This is a genomic window from Citrobacter amalonaticus, from assembly GCF_002918555.1.
Lineage (GTDB): Bacteria > Pseudomonadota > Gammaproteobacteria > Enterobacterales > Enterobacteriaceae > Citrobacter_C > Citrobacter_C amalonaticus_A.
On record NZ_PQMB01000003.1, the window covers coordinates 637830 to 656523 of the forward strand.

At 55.5% G+C, this 18694-nt stretch carries 24 protein-coding genes; 2 read left to right on the forward strand and 22 right to left on the reverse strand.

What is annotated here, in order from left to right; all coding sequences use genetic code 11:
• Positions 1-9: 9 nt before the first annotated feature.
• The 22 genes from C3432_RS15730 to C3432_RS15835 all read right to left on the reverse strand — a co-directional run bounded on the left by C3432_RS15730 (position 10) and on the right by C3432_RS15835 (position 15632).
• Positions 10-2451: a phage tail tape measure protein gene (locus C3432_RS15730; RefSeq protein ID WP_103777507.1), complete on the reverse strand. Its 2442-nt coding sequence runs from the start codon at positions 2449-2451 to the stop codon at positions 10-12.
• Complete coding sequence (locus C3432_RS15735; RefSeq protein WP_032159022.1) at positions 2444-2581, reverse strand: GpE family phage tail protein; 138 nt, start codon at positions 2579-2581, stop codon at positions 2444-2446. The genes C3432_RS15730 and C3432_RS15735 overlap by 8 nt, the downstream gene beginning before the upstream one ends.
• 14 nt (positions 2582-2595) lie before the next feature.
• Positions 2596-2931 (reverse strand): phage tail assembly protein, encoded by a 336-nt coding sequence (locus C3432_RS15740; protein ID WP_088168974.1) that lies wholly within the window; start codon positions 2929-2931, stop codon positions 2596-2598.
• A 61-nt stretch (positions 2932-2992) separates the two neighbouring features.
• Entirely contained in the window at positions 2993-3514 is a 522-nt protein-coding gene (locus C3432_RS15745; protein ID WP_001550210.1) for a phage major tail tube protein, read from the reverse strand.
• Between the two features lie 15 nt (positions 3515-3529).
• Entirely contained in the window at positions 3530-4708 is a 1179-nt protein-coding gene (locus C3432_RS15750) for a phage tail sheath protein (RefSeq protein ID WP_103777508.1), read from the reverse strand.
• Between the two features lie 129 nt (positions 4709-4837).
• Positions 4838-5263, reverse strand: a complete 426-nt coding sequence (locus C3432_RS15755; protein ID WP_103777509.1) for a tail fiber assembly protein — start codon at positions 5261-5263, stop codon at positions 4838-4840.
• Position 5264: 1 nt separating this feature from the next.
• A complete protein-coding gene (locus tag C3432_RS15760; protein WP_103777510.1) occupies positions 5265-7367 on the reverse strand; it encodes a phage tail-collar fiber domain-containing protein in 2103 nt (700 codons plus the stop codon).
• A 6-nt stretch (positions 7368-7373) separates the two neighbouring features.
• Entirely contained in the window at positions 7374-7907 is a 534-nt protein-coding gene (locus tag C3432_RS15765) for a phage tail protein I (protein ID WP_103777881.1), read from the reverse strand.
• Positions 7900-8808, reverse strand: coding sequence for a baseplate assembly protein (locus tag C3432_RS15770; RefSeq protein WP_103777511.1), 909 nt, complete (start codon positions 8806-8808; stop codon positions 7900-7902). The genes C3432_RS15765 and C3432_RS15770 overlap by 8 nt, the downstream gene beginning before the upstream one ends.
• A 6-nt stretch (positions 8809-8814) precedes the next feature.
• A complete protein-coding gene (locus C3432_RS15775) occupies positions 8815-9162 on the reverse strand; it encodes a GPW/gp25 family protein (protein ID WP_001728620.1) in 348 nt (115 codons plus the stop codon).
• Complete coding sequence (locus C3432_RS15780; protein ID WP_079917006.1) at positions 9159-9800, reverse strand: phage baseplate assembly protein V; 642 nt, start codon at positions 9798-9800, stop codon at positions 9159-9161. The genes C3432_RS15775 and C3432_RS15780 overlap by 4 nt, the downstream gene beginning before the upstream one ends.
• A gap of 68 nt (positions 9801-9868) precedes the next feature.
• Entirely contained in the window at positions 9869-10318 is a 450-nt protein-coding gene (locus C3432_RS15785) for a phage virion morphogenesis protein (RefSeq protein WP_103777512.1), read from the reverse strand.
• Positions 10311-10778 (reverse strand): phage tail protein, encoded by a 468-nt coding sequence (locus tag C3432_RS15790; RefSeq protein WP_103777513.1) that lies wholly within the window; start codon positions 10776-10778, stop codon positions 10311-10313. Before C3432_RS15790 ends, C3432_RS15785 begins: the two co-directional genes overlap by 8 nt.
• The gene (gene lysC, locus C3432_RS27830; RefSeq protein ID WP_240437918.1) at positions 10741-10986 is read right to left on the reverse strand and encodes an Rz1-like lysis system protein LysC; all 246 of its coding nucleotides are present in this window, start codon (positions 10984-10986) and stop codon (positions 10741-10743) included. The genes C3432_RS15790 and lysC overlap by 38 nt, the downstream gene beginning before the upstream one ends.
• Positions 10886-11299: an Rz-like lysis system protein LysB gene (gene lysB / locus C3432_RS28015; RefSeq protein WP_103777514.1), complete on the reverse strand. Its 414-nt coding sequence runs from the start codon at positions 11297-11299 to the stop codon at positions 10886-10888. Before lysB ends, lysC begins: the two co-directional genes overlap by 101 nt.
• A complete protein-coding gene (locus C3432_RS15805) occupies positions 11296-11793 on the reverse strand; it encodes a glycoside hydrolase family 24 protein (RefSeq protein ID WP_103777515.1) in 498 nt (165 codons plus the stop codon). Before C3432_RS15805 ends, lysB begins: the two co-directional genes overlap by 4 nt.
• The gene (locus C3432_RS15810) at positions 11780-12076 is read right to left on the reverse strand and encodes a phage holin family protein (protein WP_103777516.1); all 297 of its coding nucleotides are present in this window, start codon (positions 12074-12076) and stop codon (positions 11780-11782) included. Before C3432_RS15810 ends, C3432_RS15805 begins: the two co-directional genes overlap by 14 nt.
• Before the next feature lie 3 nt (positions 12077-12079).
• Positions 12080-12283 carry a tail protein X gene (locus C3432_RS15815; protein ID WP_103777517.1) on the reverse strand — a complete coding sequence of 68 codons (204 nt, stop codon included), beginning with the start codon at positions 12281-12283 and terminating at the stop codon, positions 12080-12082.
• Positions 12283-12789: a head completion/stabilization protein gene (locus C3432_RS15820; protein WP_103777518.1), complete on the reverse strand. Its 507-nt coding sequence runs from the start codon at positions 12787-12789 to the stop codon at positions 12283-12285. Before C3432_RS15820 ends, C3432_RS15815 begins: the two co-directional genes overlap by 1 nt.
• Positions 12790-12877: 88 nt before the next feature.
• On the reverse strand, positions 12878-13630 hold the full coding sequence (locus C3432_RS15825) for a phage terminase small subunit (RefSeq protein ID WP_103777519.1): 753 nt from the start codon (positions 13628-13630) through the stop codon (positions 12878-12880).
• Between the two features lie 3 nt (positions 13631-13633).
• Positions 13634-14701 (reverse strand): phage major capsid protein, P2 family, encoded by a 1068-nt coding sequence (locus C3432_RS15830; RefSeq protein WP_001247243.1) that lies wholly within the window; start codon positions 14699-14701, stop codon positions 13634-13636.
• A gap of 76 nt (positions 14702-14777) precedes the next feature.
• Entirely contained in the window at positions 14778-15632 is an 855-nt protein-coding gene (locus tag C3432_RS15835; RefSeq protein ID WP_103777520.1) for a GPO family capsid scaffolding protein, read from the reverse strand.
• Positions 15633-15797: 165 nt separating this feature from the next.
• Between C3432_RS15835 and C3432_RS15840 the strand changes: the two genes are divergently transcribed.
• A complete protein-coding gene (locus tag C3432_RS15840; RefSeq protein ID WP_103777521.1) occupies positions 15798-17567 on the forward strand; it encodes a terminase ATPase subunit family protein in 1770 nt (589 codons plus the stop codon).
• The gene (locus C3432_RS15845; RefSeq protein WP_103777522.1) at positions 17567-18613 is read left to right on the forward strand and encodes a phage portal protein; all 1047 of its coding nucleotides are present in this window, start codon (positions 17567-17569) and stop codon (positions 18611-18613) included. Before C3432_RS15840 ends, C3432_RS15845 begins: the two co-directional genes overlap by 1 nt.
• Positions 18614-18694 lie beyond the last annotated feature (81 nt).

Below are 18694 nucleotides of genomic sequence, written 5' to 3' on the forward strand. Positions count from 1 at the left end.
TATTCCCCCTCAGTCATGGCTCATGCTGGCGCGCTGCCGTGCACGCTTCTCACGCTCGATCTGTTCGAGTGTGTCGCGTAGCTGTCGGTCAAGCTGATGCCCGGGCGCAACACCACCCGGTAAAGTGATGTTGTACTCACTTTTGCTCTGGTCGATGTAAGAACGTCCCGCCGGTGCGGTCACTGGCTGATAAGCCTGATAACCGCCATATGTGCTGGTTGCCGGGATATAAGAATTACTTTGCGTGGCCGCGTTGGTTTTGGCGGCAGTCTGGTCGAGGCTGTCTGACTCTTTGTTGATGATACCGAGCTTTTCGAGAAGCCAGTCGACACCGCTGCGCAACTTGTTAAATACATTGAGCGGAGCCATCAAAGCAGAGGCCAGCGCCTGACCAAATATGACGCCAACATTTTTGCAGCTATCGAGCGTTTCCTGCGTGGCCTTGACCGGTGCTATCAGGTCTTTAAACCACTGCCAGACGCCGCGCAGTTTCTCACCGAGACCGTCAAAAATGGGTGCCAGTGGAGCGAACATTTCCCCGACAGGGGTAAAGGCGCTCATGACACCCTCAATCACCCCCGAGAAAAATGCGCTGATGGGCTCCCAATATTTACGAATGAGCAGCGCCCCGGCCACAATCGCCGCCCCCACTGCGACAATCGGCCAGGTAATCGCGCCGAGTGCGGTCACAATGGCACTACCGGTGACAGTAAATACCGTACCCAGCACGCCAGCAGCAGCGATAATGGCGTTAATCCCCATAACAACCGGCCACGCAACGAGACCAATACCGCCGATGATACCAATCAGAGCCAGTGCGCCACCGGCGATGATGCCGATGGTTGTCGCCAGCCCTTTGTTCTTCTGGATCCAGCCGTCGAGCTTTAACACGTATTGCGTGGCGGTTTGGGTGAGTTTACGCAGCGAGCCCTCTTGCTGGTCAAACAGGTCGGTGCCAACTGCCTCATAAGCAGACTGGAACTCTTTAAAGTCGCCGCCGAGGTTATCCTGCATGACCTTAACCAGTTCCTCGGTTTTACCGTCCGAGGCTTTAAACGCTGCGGTGAGCCGGTCAAGTTTGCCGCTTGAGGCTGCTTCCATCAGTACCGCCGCCGCCGAGCTGGCCTCTTCGCCGAAAATGGTTTTCATGTACTCGCCGCGCTGGCTTGTCCCGAGATTGTTTTTCTCAAAGCTGCGTTGCATTTCTTTCAGGATGGAGAATATCGGGCGCGTGTTCCCCTTGCTGTCGGACGTTTTGACGCCGAGCTCTTTAATGGCCTCAAACGCTTTTCCGGTGGGAGCCTGCAGGCGGCTGAGAATGGCGCGGCTACCCGTGCCCGCCATTGACCCAGTGATTTTGGCGTCGTGCAGCGCACCGACCATTGCGGCGGTTTGTTCGATGCTCACCCCAGCATTTTTTGCCACCGGCGCGGCATAGGTCAACGCGTCGCTCAGTCCGTCAAAGTCGGCAGCGGTTTTGTTCATCGTCATCGAGAGAACGTCGCCAATGTGCGCAATCTTGTCGTTTGAAAGCTGAAATGCTGATTTCATCCCGGTCAGCAGCGCAGCGTTTTCCTCCATCGAGCGCCGGTTTGACAGTGCCATATTCAGTGTGACCGGCGTCGCCGCCTGAATAGCAGCAGCGTCACCGCCGCTTTTCGCAATGATGATTTGCGCGCTCGCTGCGTCATCTGCAGAGGCTGCAGTATTGTCGCCGAGCTGGCGCGCCTGTTGGCGTAACGCCTGCATTTCTGGCGACTGCTTATCGACCCCGAGCACAGCCTGCAGCTCGGAATTTTTCTGCGCAAAGTCATAACCGGGCATCAGCAATTTAACCCCGGCCATCGTTCCCGCTGTCGCAATACCGACCCCGGCAGCACCTGCTGCAGCCATGTTACCGGCAAGCTCCTTGCCTGATTTATATCGCTCTTTCACGCGGTTTAAGTGCGCCTGCTGTGCGCTGACCTTCGCCAGCGCCTCGCGCTGCCGGTTGAGTTGTGCTGTCGTTTCACTGATGCGGTTTTTTAATCCTCGCTCGTCATTAGCAAGGTTGCGGGTATTGATTCCGGCAGCACCCAGCTCGCGCTGCTGGCGTTTTACCGACTCGGTGAGGCTGTTGTATTTGACCTGCAGACCATCAGCCGCACGTTTTGCCGATTCAAGCACCTGCGCCTGCGCACGCGTTGGCCGTTCGGTATTTTTAAATTGGGTGGCAAGCTCCTCGGCTTCACGTTTCGCTTTTTCAAGCGCCTGACCGGTTACGGCCAGTTGCGCGCTTGTCTTACGAAAGCCGTCGATTTTCGACGCCTGACCATTCAGGTCACGCAGCCCTTTTTGTGTGGTACGAATATCACCCGACAGGGTTTTACTCGCGGTCTGGATAGATTTAAGCGGTCGGGTCGCCTGGTCGACCGCTTTCAGCAATACCTCAAGCCTCAGGTTATTACTCATTGTGGTTTCCGCTACGCTGAAGCGCCTTTTCGCGCCATGTGATGAGCTCGGTCAGGCTCAGGGAATAGAGCTCTGATGGCGGCCAGTGGAATATCACTGCGATATCCGCCATCAGGTCATCGGTCGACAGGCCGGGCGGGAAATCTACTCCGCCGAAGCCGGTGACAAAAAACCAATCACCTTAGCGGCCAGCGACAGCATATCGGGCAGGTTCATTGCGGTGAGTTCCTGCGTGGTGAGTGCCGGGTAGGTCATTCGGGGCAGCACCTTAATCAGCGCATCGACCTCAGACTGCGCCACCGCCGCCAGACTGACGCCGCGCAGGGTGCCTGCGTTCGGTTCAATCAAGGTGACCTTTTCAATCGTCTGACCGGCGCGCTTAATCGGCTTGTCGAGGGTCACGATATTCGGGTTTACGGTGTCAATTTCATTGCCAGCCGTATCAACAAATTCAGGGGTTTTGCGTGGTGCTTTTGCCATGATTTTTTCTCTGCTCTGAATGGGGGTAATAACCGGCCAGCAGTGCTGACCGGTCAGGAAATTACAGCAGCCCGATTGCGCGGCGGTGCTGTTCCAGACGGTCGACGCCGTTCACCTTCTCGACCATGTTGACGGTGTCGATTTCGATAATGTCGCTACCATCAATCGTGAGGCGGTAATAGGTGCAAACGGTCGACAGTTTGGTCGAGGTGTTTTCACCCTGCTTATTCTCGCCGCCGTCGATTTCTTTATGACGGCCACGCATGACCACCTCGACCGCAACGATTTCGCCAGTGTCGTCACGCTGGTAAGAGCCAGCAAAACGCAGCGGCACGGCATCAGCACCCGGCGCGGCATACTGCGCCCACAGCGCCACATCAGGCAGGCCACCGACAGACCATTCGACGGTAAGTGCATCATCGTCGAGGCCGAGGTCAATCGCTGCTGCGCCATTCATACCACCGCCGCGATAGTTTTCGAGCTTGCGGGTCAGCTTTGGCAGCGTCACGGATTCAACAACGCCCATGTAGCTAAGGCCGTCATTGAACATGTTCAGATATTTAAGTTTGCGGGGTAGTGCCATGTTGTTTCAGGCTCCTTAGCTGTTGACCGATTCGGCCAGATTCACCAGATATTTATCGGTGATGCGCTGGCGCAGGGTCAGGCTTTCCAGTGGGGGAACCGGTGTATAGTCGTAGTCGATATACAGTTTCCCGGCCTTGAGGGTTTCCTTGTCGTTCGATTCCTCATCGAACCAGCATTCACCGTCCACGATGTAGCCGTTAGATTTCAGCTCGCGGAATTTGGCGTTAATGCCGTCGACAATGTCACGGATGAGCGATGCGGTGATGGGCTTATCGACTGCCCACATGTGCGCCTCAGCCATTGTGTCGGCCAGCACCTGCGCGGTGCGGGTGTAGTTCTCAAACAGGAAAAGCGGGTCATCAGAACAGGTGCGGTTCCCCCAAAAACGGAAACCATCCTTGCGCACCAGCGTGGTGACTCCGGCCTCGTTGAGCAGGTCAGCATCGGTGCCGGATGCCTGCAAATCCCAAAAGACTGACGCGCTGATGCCGGTGACGCCTTGCACGCCAACGTTAGACAGCGTTTTGTGCCAGCCGATAGTCTGGTCGATGTAGGCACGCAGACCGAGTGCGCGGGCGGTGGCGTATGCCGTGGCGGTGGCGTTTGCGGTGGTATCCCATGCGAGGAAGTCAGGCCAGATGACCATCAGTTCGCGCTGGCTGAAATTTTCGCGATAGGCCATCGCCTCGGAAATGGTTTTACAGCCCCACGCACTGACATAGCAAAATGCGCGCAGTTTGATAGCGGCTGACGCAAGTGCGACCGCCACCTCCTGCGTATCGAGACCCGGCACCCCGAGAATGCGCGGCTTAACGCCGGTAACCGCTTCGGCAGTCAACAGCGCTTTAATGCCGGTGTATTTTCCGTTCTCATCCGTGCCACCGATGATGTTGGTAACGGTCTGCGCTTCTGCGTCGTCTCCGGTACCTTCGGCAACGCGCACAACGACAGTGACAGGTTTAGCCTGGTCGGCGATGGCCTGCAGACAGGTTGCCAGCGTGCCTTTTTTACCGGCTTTCGCAATGGCGCTCTGCACGCTGGTAATCAGTACGGGCTCATTGAGGGGGAATAGCTTTTCATCTGCATCACTTGCCGTGCAGACTATGCCGATGATAGCGGTCGAAACAGTGGAAATGACGCGGGTGCCGTCGTTAATTTCAAGCACCTGCACGCCGTGGTGAAAATCACTCATCCGGTTAACTCCGTGGTTAAGGGGTGAGCATATTTTCTTTTGTGCTGTAACGGTGGGCTATTTGTCGGCGTTGGGTAGCGGATGGCACATAAACAAATCATAAAAAAGACGGGCATCAGCCCGCCTGAATTATTCCGGTTTTACAGGCCAGTCAATATCTGGCGCTTTACTGGTATCCACCCGATTAAGCAGTACGCGATATTTCTTCCACGCCAGCCAGTGCGCTTTTTCTTCATCTGTTGCCATACCTAAATCAACGGCATCCTGTAGCGGTGCAATAGCTGTTGCGGCTTCGGTTAACAGGCGTTGTTTTTGATCTTCTGCCTTTGCAATCTGTTCCTCCTGTGTCGGTACCGGTATATCGTCCCATGCTGGTAATCCATCATCCCCGGCTACACGTATTTTCCCTTCTGGGGCTTCGTCGGCTGCAAATTCCTGATATACAGAATCTTCAATCTCAACAGCATCATCAGGCCAGGAATCATTAACAGCATATTCCTCCTGTAAAGAATCCGGGTAGAATGCATTAAGTTTTGCACTATAAAAATAATTCATATTAATACCCCACAGCCCACCATGTAATTACGCCAGAGCGGGCGTCTGAATTTCCAGAGTTTGATTGAAAAATGACAGTCGCAGTGGAATTTGTCATTGCCTGCCCCCACACAGACAGCATTGCATAGTTGTCCTCTGTCTTTGTGCTGCGCTTAAGTGTTGGTAAAAAAGCAACACACGATGATGGAAAGGCTACAGGGAACGAAATAGAAGTGGGGGTGTCATCACTAATTGAAGATGTTGTACCCCACTGGTATACCAGACCAGTATTAGTGTCCTTGAACCAGCCATTAATAGCTTTTGATGCAGTATTAACCCTCTGGTAACGAGCATCAAAGTATGTCCAGTCTGTCAGGGACAGTCTGCCCATCGTTGGATAACCCGTTTCCAGATTAACGGTAAGAGGGCGCAGGGAATTATAATTCCCGAGTGGATCGCCACTATTCGTCAACATCAGGTAGAGAGTTGAACCATCATTACGCCAGAATGTGCCGTAGTTTCCGTAAGCTATCCGGAAATTATTGGCAGAAGTACCATAAATTTCACCCGGATAAGCAGGGCTATAAAACTCAACCCATTCCGTCCATGTCGAGCCTGCCGGGTTATAATCTCGCACGAATAGACGCCGTGAGCTAAACGTACGATATTCCTGAACGCAGGCTTCAGCACCATTCGCCCCGGTCTGATAAACAGATAACGCCCCGGCCTCTGATATCGGGTAATTGTTGCCATTCGTTGCATTAGCGCTCATTGACTGGTAATAACGACCAAACTTCGTTCCCGTCAACGTGTTCAGGTTTGTTGCACCCAGCCCCCCATAATCCGGAACTGCTGAAACATCTGCCGCAGTTGGTTTATTCAGCGTTGAATAGAATGCGGCCCATTCCCCCCAGGCATAACCTGAACCTGTACCGGAATAATTTCGGTAATAAATAATGTTACCGCGCCACGGGAAATATAACTGTGTGCAGCCGTCGCTATACCCGGCATCTTCGATGACTACCAGCCCACCGGCTGACGATACAGGATAATGCAGCCCACTCCAGTTAACGTTAGTGTTTGTCTGCTTGTATTGCCCGGGAATTGTGATGGTATTCAGGTCAGTGGTTGTGGCAATAGTCATAGCTGCGCCCACGCCGAAATTCCCATACCTTAATATACGCCCCGACGCCCGGTCAGTAGCAGAGGTCGTCACATCACAATAAGCAGCAGTACCCAGACTGTCTGTAATTTCTTTCTTAGCTGCTTTTAATGCTTTTGGTGTTGCGGCCAACACCTCAGAATCACTGTCGGTGACATTGCTGAGCTGTACAAGACCTTTTCGCGACGTAGTGGCGTCTACAGCCGTAAATTTACCGCTTGCAAGGTCATACGCCGCCTTAACCGCTTTCGGAGTTGCTGCGAGCGTCTCAGACGAGCTGTCTGTCGCGCTGCTGAGTTGCACAATACCTTTTCGCGACGTGGTGGCGTCTACAGCCGTAAATTTACCGTTCGCAAGGTCATATGCAGCCTTAACTGCTTTCGGCGTTGCCGCGAGCGTCTCAGACGAGCTGTCGGTCGCGTTGCTGAGTTGGGTAAAACCTTTTTCTTTGAGTGTGGCGTCAGGATGGCGGCGGGACTGCTCATGCTCGGCGAGCTTATCGTCAACGTATTCCTGAGTTGCCATCACTGTTGTCGAGTCAATAGTCAGCTCCACCGACTCAATGCTACTGACAATAATAACCATGCGGCACGTCTGCGCACGACCTGAACCCTCGGCCAGTTCCGGTTTGTAGCTCTCCGCCATATTGGCGACAGCAATCAATGCCCCGGCATCATCATACAGACCAAGCTCGCGCACCCAGAAACCGCCTACCTCTGGCGGAATAACCAGTTCAGCCACAATATAATTTTTCTTCTTGTTGTCCTGGCTGATTTTATTCAGCGCATGACGCCAGACCTCATTAATGAGTTTCGTCTGACTGGCGTTAGGTTCCGGCAGCGTGCCGCCGCCATCGCCCACGGCCATCGCGGTGATATTCACTTTTTTACCACCCGGCACAGTGGCTGCAGCCAGTTTCTCAGCACCGGCAGTGGTAATAATTGTTTTAAATTTTTTGCTCATTATTCCTCACTCATCCGGGTAAACCGTAATAATGTTGCCGTCATATGCCACACCGCCGGTGTACATATAGCCCGCTATGTCCTGGATAATATTCAGACCAATCAGGTGACGGCTGGCGGGTTTTGCATCCGCAATTAATCGTTCCATTTCTAAATACATTTCTTCGGTGATGCCGCTTTCCAGTACACCGATATCAAGGCGAAAAGTGCCCGCCGGGTCGTCATTCTCCCACCACTCAGTAACGTTAATGACGTAACCGAGCGGCTCAACCACACGCCGGACTGCGCCTATCGTCCCTTTGTGGCAGTGGATGTAATACGCACTGCGAATAACGTCACGCTTGGTTTCTTCCGGCCAGTTCTCATCCCAGCGGTCAACGGAAAATGCCCACGCCAGCCACGGTAAAAGGTTTGCAGGACAGGTGTCAGGGCTCCACAGACGGCGTAACGGAACAGGTGTATTTTCAATATCGGCGCAGGCTCTGGCAGCAGCCACCTCAAGAGGCGATGAGCCTGCAGGTAACAGACGCGCATCACTCATCAGAGCCACCAATCACTATCTGATAGTCTGTGCAAAAGGATGCCTGCGTTTTATCAAGCACAATGTCAGCCACTGGCGCCGTAAGTTCGACACGCTGCACCCCCTCAACATGTAACGCGGCATAGATGGCTGACAGGCGAATATCCCGCCCTAACCGGTGTTGAGCGCTGGCATAGGCTTTGAGCCTCGCCTCAGCCGCTGCGCGAATCGGTTCACTTTCCGGCCCCGGATAAGTGAAAATCGTTGCACGTATCTGGTAATCAACAATCAGAGCCGACTGCACCGTTACACGGTCAGCAACCGGCCTCACGTCCTCCCCATTAAGCGCATTGCGCACAATGCTCAGTAGCTCATCAGATGCCGCGCCGTTGTTCTCGCGCGAGAGCACAGATATCGTGACGCAGGCGGGGGAAGGGCTGATAACCGAAATATCAGCGACACGCCCGTCAGCACTACGGCCATGAAATTCATAGGCACCCGTAGAGCCCGCCACGCTCATTCCTTCGAAAGCCTGCTGTATACGCAGACGATAATCGGCGTCGAGTTCCATTTCTGCCGGGGTGGGTGGAATGGTGGTGTCATCAGCAGGCGTGACCACAAGGCGCTCAACATTGAAATTTGCCCCGATATTATCGAGGTCACTGTCTATGGCATAAGCCAGCATGACTGCGCGCGCAGCTTCATTGACACGCTGACGCCAGATAACCTCACGGTAGGCGTTTTCCTGCAGCAGCTTAACAACCGGCTCTGACTCAAGTGCGAGCGTCCGGGCGACGGCTTCCTGCTGGTCTTCTGGATAGAGCGAAATCAGCGTCGCAATGCGCTCCGCAAGGATAGTTTCATAGTCCAGTTCCTCGACCACATCGGGAACAGGGAGCAGGCTCAGGTCAACAGTTGCCATAGTGATTTAACTCAGTGAAACAGTGGTTGAAACTGACGCACCGGTATCGGTACGCATCCCGGTAATATCGACATACATTTCGCCAGCGTCGCCGGTCTCAAAGCTGATGGATGTAAGCCTGATGCGTGGTTCCCACTTCTGGATCGCGGAATAGCACGCCACCATGATTTGCAGCCTTAGCGCCGGGGTTTGCGGCATATCAATCAACGCAGACAGGAGCGAGCCATATTCACGACGCATAACCCGCGAGCCGACCGGCGTCAGCAGAATGTCGCGCATGCTCTGGCCGATATGCTCACTGTCACTGATAGCGAGGCCGGTATTTCGGTTCATCCCCATATAGCGAGCTGTCATCTGGTGCCCTCCGTCCAGCTCCCGCCCCGTTGCACGCCGCCGTGACCGTGGTCATCAACCTGCACACCGTTTGATTTCAACGTGCCGTCGGTATGTTCGATGTTTCCCCGCATGGTGCCGCCTTTCTGCACCTCAAGCGTCGCCGTCGTCAGTTTGTTGGTGCAGACCACCTCCGGGGTGTCGAGGGTGATACGCTCTGCCGCTTTGACCAGCACCACCGGCACGGTGGCGGTGATGGACTCCGATGCCGTCACATCAGCAGTCTTGATGCCACTGACCGTCAGCGCACCGGTTTCCGGCTCATACTCAATAACCGCGCCATCAGGGAACACTACATGCCACGCATCCGCCGAGGCTGACGGGGCGGGGTTATCGTCTGAGAAAATCCCCGGCAGCACGAAAGCGGTATCAAGCTCACCACCAATCGCCAGCAGCAGTACCTGCTCACCGACCGAAGGAGCCCACCATGTACGCGAACGACCGGCGCGGGTAGTCAGCCAGTTCAGCCATGTAGTCTGGATCCCGCCGCTTTGTACGCGGCACAGCCCCTGCACAGTATCGACCTCAGTCACCACACCTGAGCGGATGAGGTTGCGAATTGCGCGCGCGAGCTCCTGTAGAGTGGATAACGTATTCATAGTGCAAGAATGCCTCTGGTCTGGAGCCGCGCCAATTCGCGCGGCACCGGTGATGGCTCACACAATATTTATTTGCCGAGGTGACTGAGAATGACGTCTTCAATCATCTGCTCATCGTCGCGGGTGAAACCGAGCAACGGGCGCGCCTCGTACTGCACCTCCCGGCTGTTGCGGTTTGGCCGGTCTTTGAGGCCATACTGATGCACCCGCGCCATGCGCTGCACTTTGCCGGTAAATTCCACCACTGCTGCACTGTCGCTGCCTTTGGCTTTCATAAAGCGGTTAGTGCGCAGTCTGGCGAACATTTCACGCTTAATGCGGCCTTTTTTGCTCCGCACCGGCTGGCGCTTTCGCGCGGCATACGGGGTGCCGTCGGGTGCCTGCTGCCGCCTGATGCGCTGTTGCTGGCTGGTGCGCAGCTTTTTCGCAATCTCAGCCGCCATTTGACGACGTGCCGCCGGTGACAGGCTGGCAATCATACCGGCAAGACGTTCCTGCAACGCGGTTAACTCACTCATCCCACTTACTCACCAGTTCGCCGTTAACGTACAGCTCGACCGGGCGCGTCACCGGCTCAGGCAACGGCGGCTCAGGGGCATAGCTGACATGCAGCGCGCCGTCGACCTCTCTGACGAGCGTGCGCTCGGTGAGTCTCAGGCTGATACTGATATCGAGCGAATCGTCGTTATTGATATCAATCATCCAGGTGAATCCTTTTTCCCGCCCGTCGTCGGTGGTCATAATGTCCGGCTGATGTTCACGCAGCCACGCCTGCACCGGCACGAATATCAAATCGAGGTCGCCGATGAAGTCAGTCACCACCACGTTAAGCACGTACACCTTTTCAAACGACAGCGAGCTCGCCAGTCGGGAATCGGTGTGCCCGTTGTCGGCAAACAGGCGCAGCATATCGGGGTTATTTCGGAGTTGCGGCACGGCGTTAATCAGCGCTTTGCGCAGGCTTTTGTGCTTTTGCATCGAGTTCATCCTGACAGTGTTTGACGGTTTTGACCTGCAGCGCACAGGCAGTCAGCGCGCCCTCAAGACGGCGAATATCCGCGCTCAGGTCACCATTCGTTTTCGGGTCACTTTCCGGCATCGGGCAAAGGCTCACCCTCGGGCATCCGTTGACCACAATCACCGGCGCTGGCGCAGGCAGGGCGGGTGTGCAACCGACGCACAACATCAGGCAGAGCAGCGTTATACCAGCGGCGAAAGGCTTCATTTTCATTAAGTAACCTCGTTATCGTCTGCTCACGGCGGCTGGCTTCTGCGCTTGCCTTTGCGAGCTGTTCGCGCAGTGCCACCTGCGCGGATTCATTACGTCTGGCGAGCTGACCGGCAACACTGAGCTGATTTTTCAGCATGCCAATCGTCGTCTTTTGCTCGCTCGCAACACGGTTTGCCACCTCAAAGGAGCGGGATAAATTGCCGTTCTCATGGCGCAACCACAGCAGCCCGAGCACGGCCAGCACAAGCAGCGTTATCAGGACTTTCATGCCATCACCCCGCCAGCCGAGCGCCAGACGGTGACCAGCTTTTCGAGACTGTGCTCGCGCTGGCCGTAACCGGCACCCGGTAATGACGCCCAGATATTGCGGCAACGGGAAACAGCACGCTCAATACGCCCCGCCCGGATATCGTCAATAGCGCCGCGCTCCCGGATTAACTGAATCGCGAGCTTGTCCTGCGACAGTGGGCTGAAATCAGGCAGTGCGAGCTGTTTCTTGTAGTGCGGCCAGAACAGATAAAGCTGCTGATAACGCCCCGATGCAGTGGATTTCTCACCACGGCGATTAAACACTTTCGGTGCTCGGCCATGCGCGAAAGGGTGGTCGCTGTAATCGGTGAAAATCTCTGGCCTGCCATCAATGCCGGTGACAATGACGTCGTAGCCACGATTTTTCGTCAGCGGATGGTTCGCTGTTCCTTCGGAATACGCCAGCATGTCCAGAAAAGCGGCGATATTCTGGTGGGTATTAATGACTGGCATCGTCGTCCCCCTTCTGTGACTTAAAGCGGCGCTGTATGGCGATTTCCACCACCTGATAACCGGCAATGCCGAGCATGGATCCAATCCCGCACACGGCAGGCAGTGACATATCAGGAAACTGCACCAGAACAACACCGGCGACCATCGAAACGAAGCCGCCGAGCAGCATGCGTCCGACAAACAGGCGCGGGGTGATGGGCTCACCACCTGCCAGCACTTTCCCGACAACAATCATCACGCCAATCACAAACAGTGACAGGACGCCTTTTTCCCCTTCTATCATGGTTTACTCCCAAAGATTGATAGTGTTAGTTACTGGTGAAGACGGCACGTCGGGCAGGTCAATCTCTGTACCATGCGGCAGAATGACACCCAGCTCAGACAGACCCGGATTAGCCTGCAGCACCGTCTCGACCACACCCTCAGTGCGCCCGTAATACCGGGCGCAAATCGTATCGAGGGTGTCTCCCTGCATTGCCCGGACTTTCATCAGAGCTGACCCACAATGCAGCGCGGCTTGTCCTGCAGGCGCGCAACCGACCAGCGCATATCCCGCCACAGGTCATCAATGGTGGTTTCCACACTGTCGGCTTTTTTGTCACCCTTACCGGTGGCCTCAACGCCGCGATAGCGCTCATACAGGGTGGCGGTTGCCATCGCCGTCACGGCGCTCAGGTAGTGGAAAACACGCACATTCTCGCCGTCGATTTCCTCGGCAGGCACGTCGGCCAGTTGCTTAAATCCGGCGGCAGTCTGGCGCAGCCGGTAGTCGTAAAGCTCCGCATTGGTCTCGGCCATGCCGGTCTTGATGGCATTGCGCAGGCGCGCATCGGAAACCGTCTGCTCAAGGCGCATCAGTTCACGCACGCGCTTCGGATCCACATCAGGAAAAAAGAACGTGTTTTTAATCACTGCGCCGCCCGTTTCCAGTGCGGGAATCACCACGCCCGGTACGTCCTGCGGTTCGTCGGGCTGGTTCAGAATCACTGTTGTCATGACAACCTCATCAGGTTGGGCGGTGGACGCCGGTCGCCGTCAGGTCTTTGCCTGCTTTGACCGGCGTGCCGCCCGGCTCGGGGAGCGTTCAGTTAACCGGCGGTTTTGCCGCCTTTGGTGGACGCCCGCGCTTTGCTGCCGGTCTGGCGGCAGGTTTGCGCGTGCGCGGTTTAGTCGTTTTACGGGGGGCGCCCTCTGGCTTTGGCTTCAATGCCCGTTCCAGTCGCTCAATCTCCTTGCGCACACCGGCATTGCGGTCGAGCTGCATCGCACGCTGAAACTGCGCCAGCGCCTCGGCATTCATACCGGCATCACGCAGGGTCAGGCCTGTCACCTTATGCAGACGGGCGCGCACCATATCGGGAACGTCAGCACCGTCGGTCAGGTCGATAGCGGTCTGCAGCCAGGAAAGGTCGACAGACTCACCTGCATCGCGCAGACGCTGCGCGGCAAGCGCCACTTCCTCAACCAGCATGTAAGGTGTTGTGCGGCGATGGTCAGAGATGAGGCCGTATTTCAGCGCGTAGGGGGCTATTTCCAGTGCGCCAGCGATATCACCGGCATCGAGACGCCACAGCATGACGGTCATGACAATGTCATCCTGCGCACCACGACCATCAGCCAGCACACCGGCGACCCACGGCGCATAGAACGGCAGCAGCTCGCGCTTTTTCTCGGCTTTACGTTCGTTTGAACGGATGTTTTTTAACGTGCGGCGGTCATCGGCCAGCTTAACCAGCATCTGCTCATAGGCGGTTGCATGGCGCAGCGGGGCTTGCTCCCGCTGCGCGGCTTGAGAGGCCGAGACCCGCATCATGTGACGCTGTGCGGGGCTCGTCATGGTTTAGGCTCCGCTTTCCGGTGCTGCAGGTGCGGTGAAGTCGCCCAGGGTGATGTTTTCCAGCAGGCACCCGGCGGCATACGCCTCGACCACATAGTCGATATTCATCGACTCGTAGTTTTCAACGCGGTCTTTTTTCGGGTTTTCATCAATGCTGCGGCGGTGGCTCTCATCCATGAAATAGATAGAGAGGTTTTCCAGCGTAGTCACTAACACGGCATTCGCCGGGAAGTACGGCACGCGCACAGCGGGCAGGTTGCCGATTCGCTTCTGGCTGATGATGATATCTGCCGCGAGCGCCTCGCTGTTTTCCTGCGGCTTGTTCACCAGCGGGAAATATTTGTCGGCCAGCAGCTTACGGCCAACGATGGCAACGAGTTTCGGGTCATCCTGATAAACCTCGTCAATCAGGTTGTTGGTCGCATCCATCACCAGCGCGTCGAGGTTCTCATAGTCGCCGTTTCGACCGACGCGAATCACTGCCGAAACGACCTTACCGTCAGCATCGGTGATATTGCTCATTACACGCGTTGGGGCTTCATTGCGGTATTTCTGCAGCCAGCCGACGGCCACATCCTGCAGCATCGGATTTTTGGTGCGGTCAGAGGTGGCGGCACGGGTGGTACCGTTAAAACCGGCCATGATGAAATCGAGCGCCTGACGTTTGACAATGGCGTCGCGAATGCGGCGCTGGAAATCCTGAAAACGCGCCCACAGGTCGAGGGTTTTATATTTCAGGTGGAAGTCAAAGTTAATCTGGTCGCACTCGTACTTGTTGGATTCAAGCGCGGTGAAGTCTGCGGTCTTACGCTCATCATCGCCCGAGGTGTCAGTCGTGCTGGCGATAGTACCGGTCACACCGACGCCGATTTTCTCACCCTTCATTTCTGCAACCGGCAGAATATTAATCGTCTGCAGAAACGCGGATGACTCCTGCACTTTGTTCATCAGCGTTTGCGTGACGGACGGCTCGACGGTGAATTTTTTACTGACGTCATCAGTGCTGATGCCGTTCAGCTCAGCGACGCGGGTCAGATAGGCATTGAACTTAAAACGGGTTTCCGGGCGCATAGTATTTCCTGTTTGAATTTATCGGTTAGTCACTGCATCGGGCGGGGTTGCCGCCCGGCTTTGGGTCTGCGGTTTATCAGCAGTCGGTCAGCAGCTCATCGCCACCACCGCCACTGGCTTTCGTGCGTCGCGGCTGGCTGAAACTTTCGGTTTTATCGAGGGTGGTTTTCAGGGTGGAAAATGCCTGGCTGGTTTCTTCAACCTTGCCGGTCAGTTCCTGTTTAAAGGTGGCAAGCGCGGTTTCCATATCGGAAATACGCTTATCCTGCGCAGTGAGGTTGGTCTGCACATGCTCGCTGACGGCGGTCACCGCTTCATGCACATCATTCATGCGCGCATCGTCGCTGACCTGCTTACGGCTGAAAATGGCTTTCACCTTGTCAGTCAGGGCGGTAAATACCGTTTCCGGCTGGTCTTCAAACTCAAGCTCGGCAAGCGTTGCCGCTGAAATCAGGTTTTCAGGGTTAGCCTTAAAGCGGTTAAGCGGGTTGTGTTTTGCATTGCGACAGAATTCGAGGTATTCGGTGCCGAGGCTCGCCGGGTCATCCGTCACAGCCAGACCTACGAGATAGCATTTGCCGGTATTGGCAAAATTCGGCTGAATTTCCATTGAGGTGTAGACCTTCTGCGCGGCTTTATTCATCGCAATAAGGTCATCGGTCGGAGTGATTTTAGCGAACAACGCCCATTTGCCGTTAAGCGCAGAATCGTCGTCAATTTTCTCGGCTTTCAGTTCAACCACATCACCCAAGCGCTTAAAGTCGCCGTCGGGGAAGAGACCGCGAATATGCTCAAGGTTGATGCGGCAACCATAGACGCGCGGATCAAACGACTCGGCCATTTCCTGAATATCGTTACCGCTGATAATGCGGCCGTCGCAGGTATCACCCTCGACGCCGATGCGAAAGAATTTTGAGACTTTTTTTGCCATTGTCAGGAGTCCTGAGGTTAGGGTTACTGGTCAACGCCAGTTTCCAGACTCAGGGCACACCAGACCACCAACGACGGCTGGACAATCTCCCACACAACAGCACCTTAGCGAATCACTGACGGCCATTAAGTAGCCTTGCCCTGAATCCACTACGGCGAGGCATCAATGACCATTTCCACCGATACAACCTTGTTGCATGACCCGCGACGACAGGCATCGCTGCTTTACTGGCAGGGGTTTTCCGTACCACAGATTGCCGAAATGCTGCAGGTCAAGCGCCCGACCGTGCAGAGCTGGAAGCAGCGCGACGGCTGGGACGGCATCGCGCCGATTTCCCGCGTTGAAAGCAGCCTTGAGGCGCGCCTGATTCAGCTCATCGCTAAACCACAGAAGACAGGCGGCGATTTCAAAGAGATTGACATGCTCGGACGGCAGATTGAACGGCTGGCGCGCGTCAACCGCTACAGCCAGACCGGCAACGAGGCCGACCTTAACCCCAACGTAGCCAACCGCAACAAAGGGGAGCGCAAAAAGCCGAAAAAGAACTTTTTCAGCGACGAGGCTGTCGCAAAACTTGAAGAAATTTTCTTCGACCAGTCTTTCGAGTACCAGTTGCAGTGGTATCGCGCAGGGCTGGAGCACCGTATTCGCAATATTCTCAAATCCCGCCAGATTGGCGCGACATTCTACTTTGCGCGTGAGGCGCTGCTACGTGCGCTCAAGACCGGCCACAATCAGATATTTTTATCAGCCAGTAAAACGCAGGCTTACGTGTTCCGCGAATACATCATTCAGTTTGCGCGACTGGTCGACGTCGACCTGACCGGTGACCCCATTGTGCTCGGTAATAACGGCGCAAAGCTGATTTATCTCGGCACCAATTCCAACACCGCGCAGAGCCACAACGGCGACCTGTTGGTCGATGAAATCTTCTGGATCCCGAATTTTCTGAGGTTGCGCAAAGTTGCCTCGGGCATGGCCTCGCAGAAGCACCTGCGCTCAACCTACTTTTCGACGCCCTCAACGCTGGCGCACGGTGCTTACCCCTTCTGGTCGGGTGAGCTGTTCAACAAGGGGCGCGCCAGTGCCGCTGACCGCATCGAAATCGACATCAGTCACCGCGCGCTCGCCGGTGGTCAGCTCTGCGACGATGGTCAGTGGCGGCAGATTGTCACCATTGAGGATGCCCTAGCCGGGGGCTGCACCCTGTTCGACCTCGACCAGCTCAAACGCGAAAACAGTGATGATGATTTTAAAAACCTGTTTATGTGCGAGTTTGTCGACGATAAGGCATCGGTATTCCCGTTCGAGGAGCTGCAGCGCTGCATGGTCGATGTGATGGAAGAATGGGAGGATTTTGCCCCGTTCGCCGACCATCCTTTCGGCTCTCGCCCGGTCTGGATTGGCTACGACCCGTCGCACACTGGCGACAGTGCCGGGTGCGTCGTGCTCGCACCGCCGGTGGTCTCGGGTGGCAAGTTCCGCATGCTGGAACGCCACCAGTGGAAAGGCATGGACTTTGCCGCGCAGGCAGAGGGCATCCGAAAGCTAACCGAGAAATACAACGTCGAATACATCGGCATTGACGCAACCGGCCTCGGCCTCGGCGTGTTCCAGTTGGTGCGCTCATTCTACCCGGCGGCACGCGGCATCCGTTACACACCTGAGATGAAAACCGCGATGGTGCTCAAGGCGAAAGACACCATTCGCCGTGGTTGTCTGGAGTACGACGCCGGGGCAACCGACGTCACGCAGTCGTTTATGTCGATTCGCAAAACCATGACCAGCAGCGGGCGCAGCGCCACCTACGAGGCCAGCCGCACTGAGGAAGCCAGTCACGCCGATATCGCATGGGCGACCATGCACGCCCTGTTAAACGAACCGCTTTCTGCCGGTAGCGGCATGCAGCCTAAATCAATTCTGGAGTTTAATTAATGGGTAAGCAAAAATCCCGCAAAGCCACTGCGCAGAAAACACGCGCATCACAGCCACTGCAAGCCGACGTACCGCAAAAAATGGAAGCGTTCACCTTCGGTGAGCCTGTGCCGGTGCTCGACAAGCGAGATATTCTGGATTACGTCGAATGCATCAGTAACGGCAAATGGTATGAGCCGCCGGTCAGCTTCTCCGGGCTGGCAAAGAGCCTACGCTCTGCCGTGCATCACAGCTCACCGATTTACGTTAAGCGCAACGTACTCGCGAGCACCTACATTCCACACCCGCTACTGTCCCGTCAGGATTTCAGCCGTTTTGCGCTCGACTATCTGGTATTCGGCAACGCCTTTCTTGAACAGCGCCACAGCGTCACCGGCCAGTTAATCAAGCTACTGACCTCACCGGCCAAATACACCCGCCGTGGGGTTGATGATTCGATTTTCTGGTTTGTGGAAAACTTCACTCTGCCGCATGAATTCGCGCCTGACACCGTGTTTCACCTGCTGGAGCCTGACATTAATCAGGAGATTTACGGCCTGCCGGAATATCTCAGCGCACTTAATTCTGCCTGGCTGAATGAATCCGCGACGCTGTTCCGTCGCAAGTATTACCAGAACGGCGCGCACGCGGGTTACATCATGTATGTGACCGACCCGGCGCAGAGCGCGACCGACGTCGAATCGTTACGCGAGGCGATGCGCAACTCGAAAGGGCTCGGCAATTTTAAGAACCTGTTTTTTTACGCCCCCGGTGGAAAACCGGACGGCATAAAAATCGTGCCACTGAGCGAGGTCGCCACAAAGGATGACTTTTTCAACATCAAGAAAGCCAGCGCCGCTGACCTGATGGACGCGCACCGCGTGCCGTTCCAGCTTATGGGCGGCAAGCCCGAGAATATCGGCTCACTCGGTGACGTTGAGAAGGTTGCAAAGGTATTTGTGCGCAACGAGCTGTCGCCGCTACAGGACAGGTTCAGGGAGGTAAACGACTGGCTCGGCATGGAGGTCATCAGGTTCAAAGAGTACACCCTCGACAACCCGGAATAACTTAGGCCGCCACAATCTCTGCGCTCATCATTGAAGATGCAATCTGCGAAAGCTATAGTGCATCGAATATCAAAACAATGG

Coding starts and splice junctions, on each gene's coding strand:
- C3432_RS15810 (WP_103777516.1), bottom strand. CDS start 12,076: ATGATAGAAGGGGAAAAAGGCGTCCTGTCACTGTTTGTGATTGGCGTG.
- C3432_RS15825 (WP_103777519.1), bottom strand. CDS start 13,630: ATGACGAGCCCCGCACAGCGTCACATGATGCGGGTCTCGGCCTCTCAA.
- C3432_RS15740 (WP_088168974.1), bottom strand. CDS start 2,931: ATGGCAAAAGCACCACGCAAAACCCCTGAATTTGTTGATACGGCTGGC.
- lysC (WP_240437918.1), bottom strand. CDS start 10,986: ATGTTGTGCGTCGGTTGCACACCCGCCCTGCCTGCGCCAGCGCCGGTG.
- C3432_RS15765 (WP_103777881.1), bottom strand. CDS start 7,907: ATGAGTGATGCGCGTCTGTTACCTGCAGGCTCATCGCCTCTTGAGGTG.
- C3432_RS15755 (WP_103777509.1), bottom strand. CDS start 5,263: ATGAATTATTTTTATAGTGCAAAACTTAATGCATTCTACCCGGATTCT.
- C3432_RS15785 (WP_103777512.1), bottom strand. CDS start 10,318: ATGAGTGAGTTAACCGCGTTGCAGGAACGTCTTGCCGGTATGATTGCC.
- C3432_RS15750 (WP_103777508.1), bottom strand. CDS start 4,708: ATGAGTGATTTTCACCACGGCGTGCAGGTGCTTGAAATTAACGACGGC.
- C3432_RS15805 (WP_103777515.1), bottom strand. CDS start 11,793: ATGCCAGTCATTAATACCCACCAGAATATCGCCGCTTTTCTGGACATG.
- C3432_RS15815 (WP_103777517.1), bottom strand. CDS start 12,283: ATGAAAGTCCGGGCAATGCAGGGAGACACCCTCGATACGATTTGCGCC.
- C3432_RS15830 (WP_001247243.1), bottom strand. CDS start 14,701: ATGCGCCCGGAAACCCGTTTTAAGTTCAATGCCTATCTGACCCGCGTC.
- C3432_RS15845 (WP_103777522.1), top strand. CDS start 17,567: ATGGGTAAGCAAAAATCCCGCAAAGCCACTGCGCAGAAAACACGCGCA.
- C3432_RS15730 (WP_103777507.1), bottom strand. CDS start 2,451: ATGAGTAATAACCTGAGGCTTGAGGTATTGCTGAAAGCGGTCGACCAG.
- C3432_RS15780 (WP_079917006.1), bottom strand. CDS start 9,800: ATGAATACGTTATCCACTCTACAGGAGCTCGCGCGCGCAATTCGCAAC.
- C3432_RS15835 (WP_103777520.1), bottom strand. CDS start 15,632: ATGGCAAAAAAAGTCTCAAAATTCTTTCGCATCGGCGTCGAGGGTGAT.
- C3432_RS15820 (WP_103777518.1), bottom strand. CDS start 12,789: ATGACAACAGTGATTCTGAACCAGCCCGACGAACCGCAGGACGTACCG.
- C3432_RS15775 (WP_001728620.1), bottom strand. CDS start 9,162: ATGACAGCTCGCTATATGGGGATGAACCGAAATACCGGCCTCGCTATC.
- C3432_RS15745 (WP_001550210.1), bottom strand. CDS start 3,514: ATGGCACTACCCCGCAAACTTAAATATCTGAACATGTTCAATGACGGC.
- C3432_RS15760 (WP_103777510.1), bottom strand. CDS start 7,367: ATGAGCAAAAAATTTAAAACAATTATTACCACTGCCGGTGCTGAGAAA.
- C3432_RS15790 (WP_103777513.1), bottom strand. CDS start 10,778: ATGCAAAAGCACAAAAGCCTGCGCAAAGCGCTGATTAACGCCGTGCCG.
- C3432_RS15770 (WP_103777511.1), bottom strand. CDS start 8,808: ATGGCAACTGTTGACCTGAGCCTGCTCCCTGTTCCCGATGTGGTCGAG.
- C3432_RS15840 (WP_103777521.1), top strand. CDS start 15,798: ATGACCATTTCCACCGATACAACCTTGTTGCATGACCCGCGACGACAG.
- lysB (WP_103777514.1), bottom strand. CDS start 11,299: ATGAAAGTCCTGATAACGCTGCTTGTGCTGGCCGTGCTCGGGCTGCTG.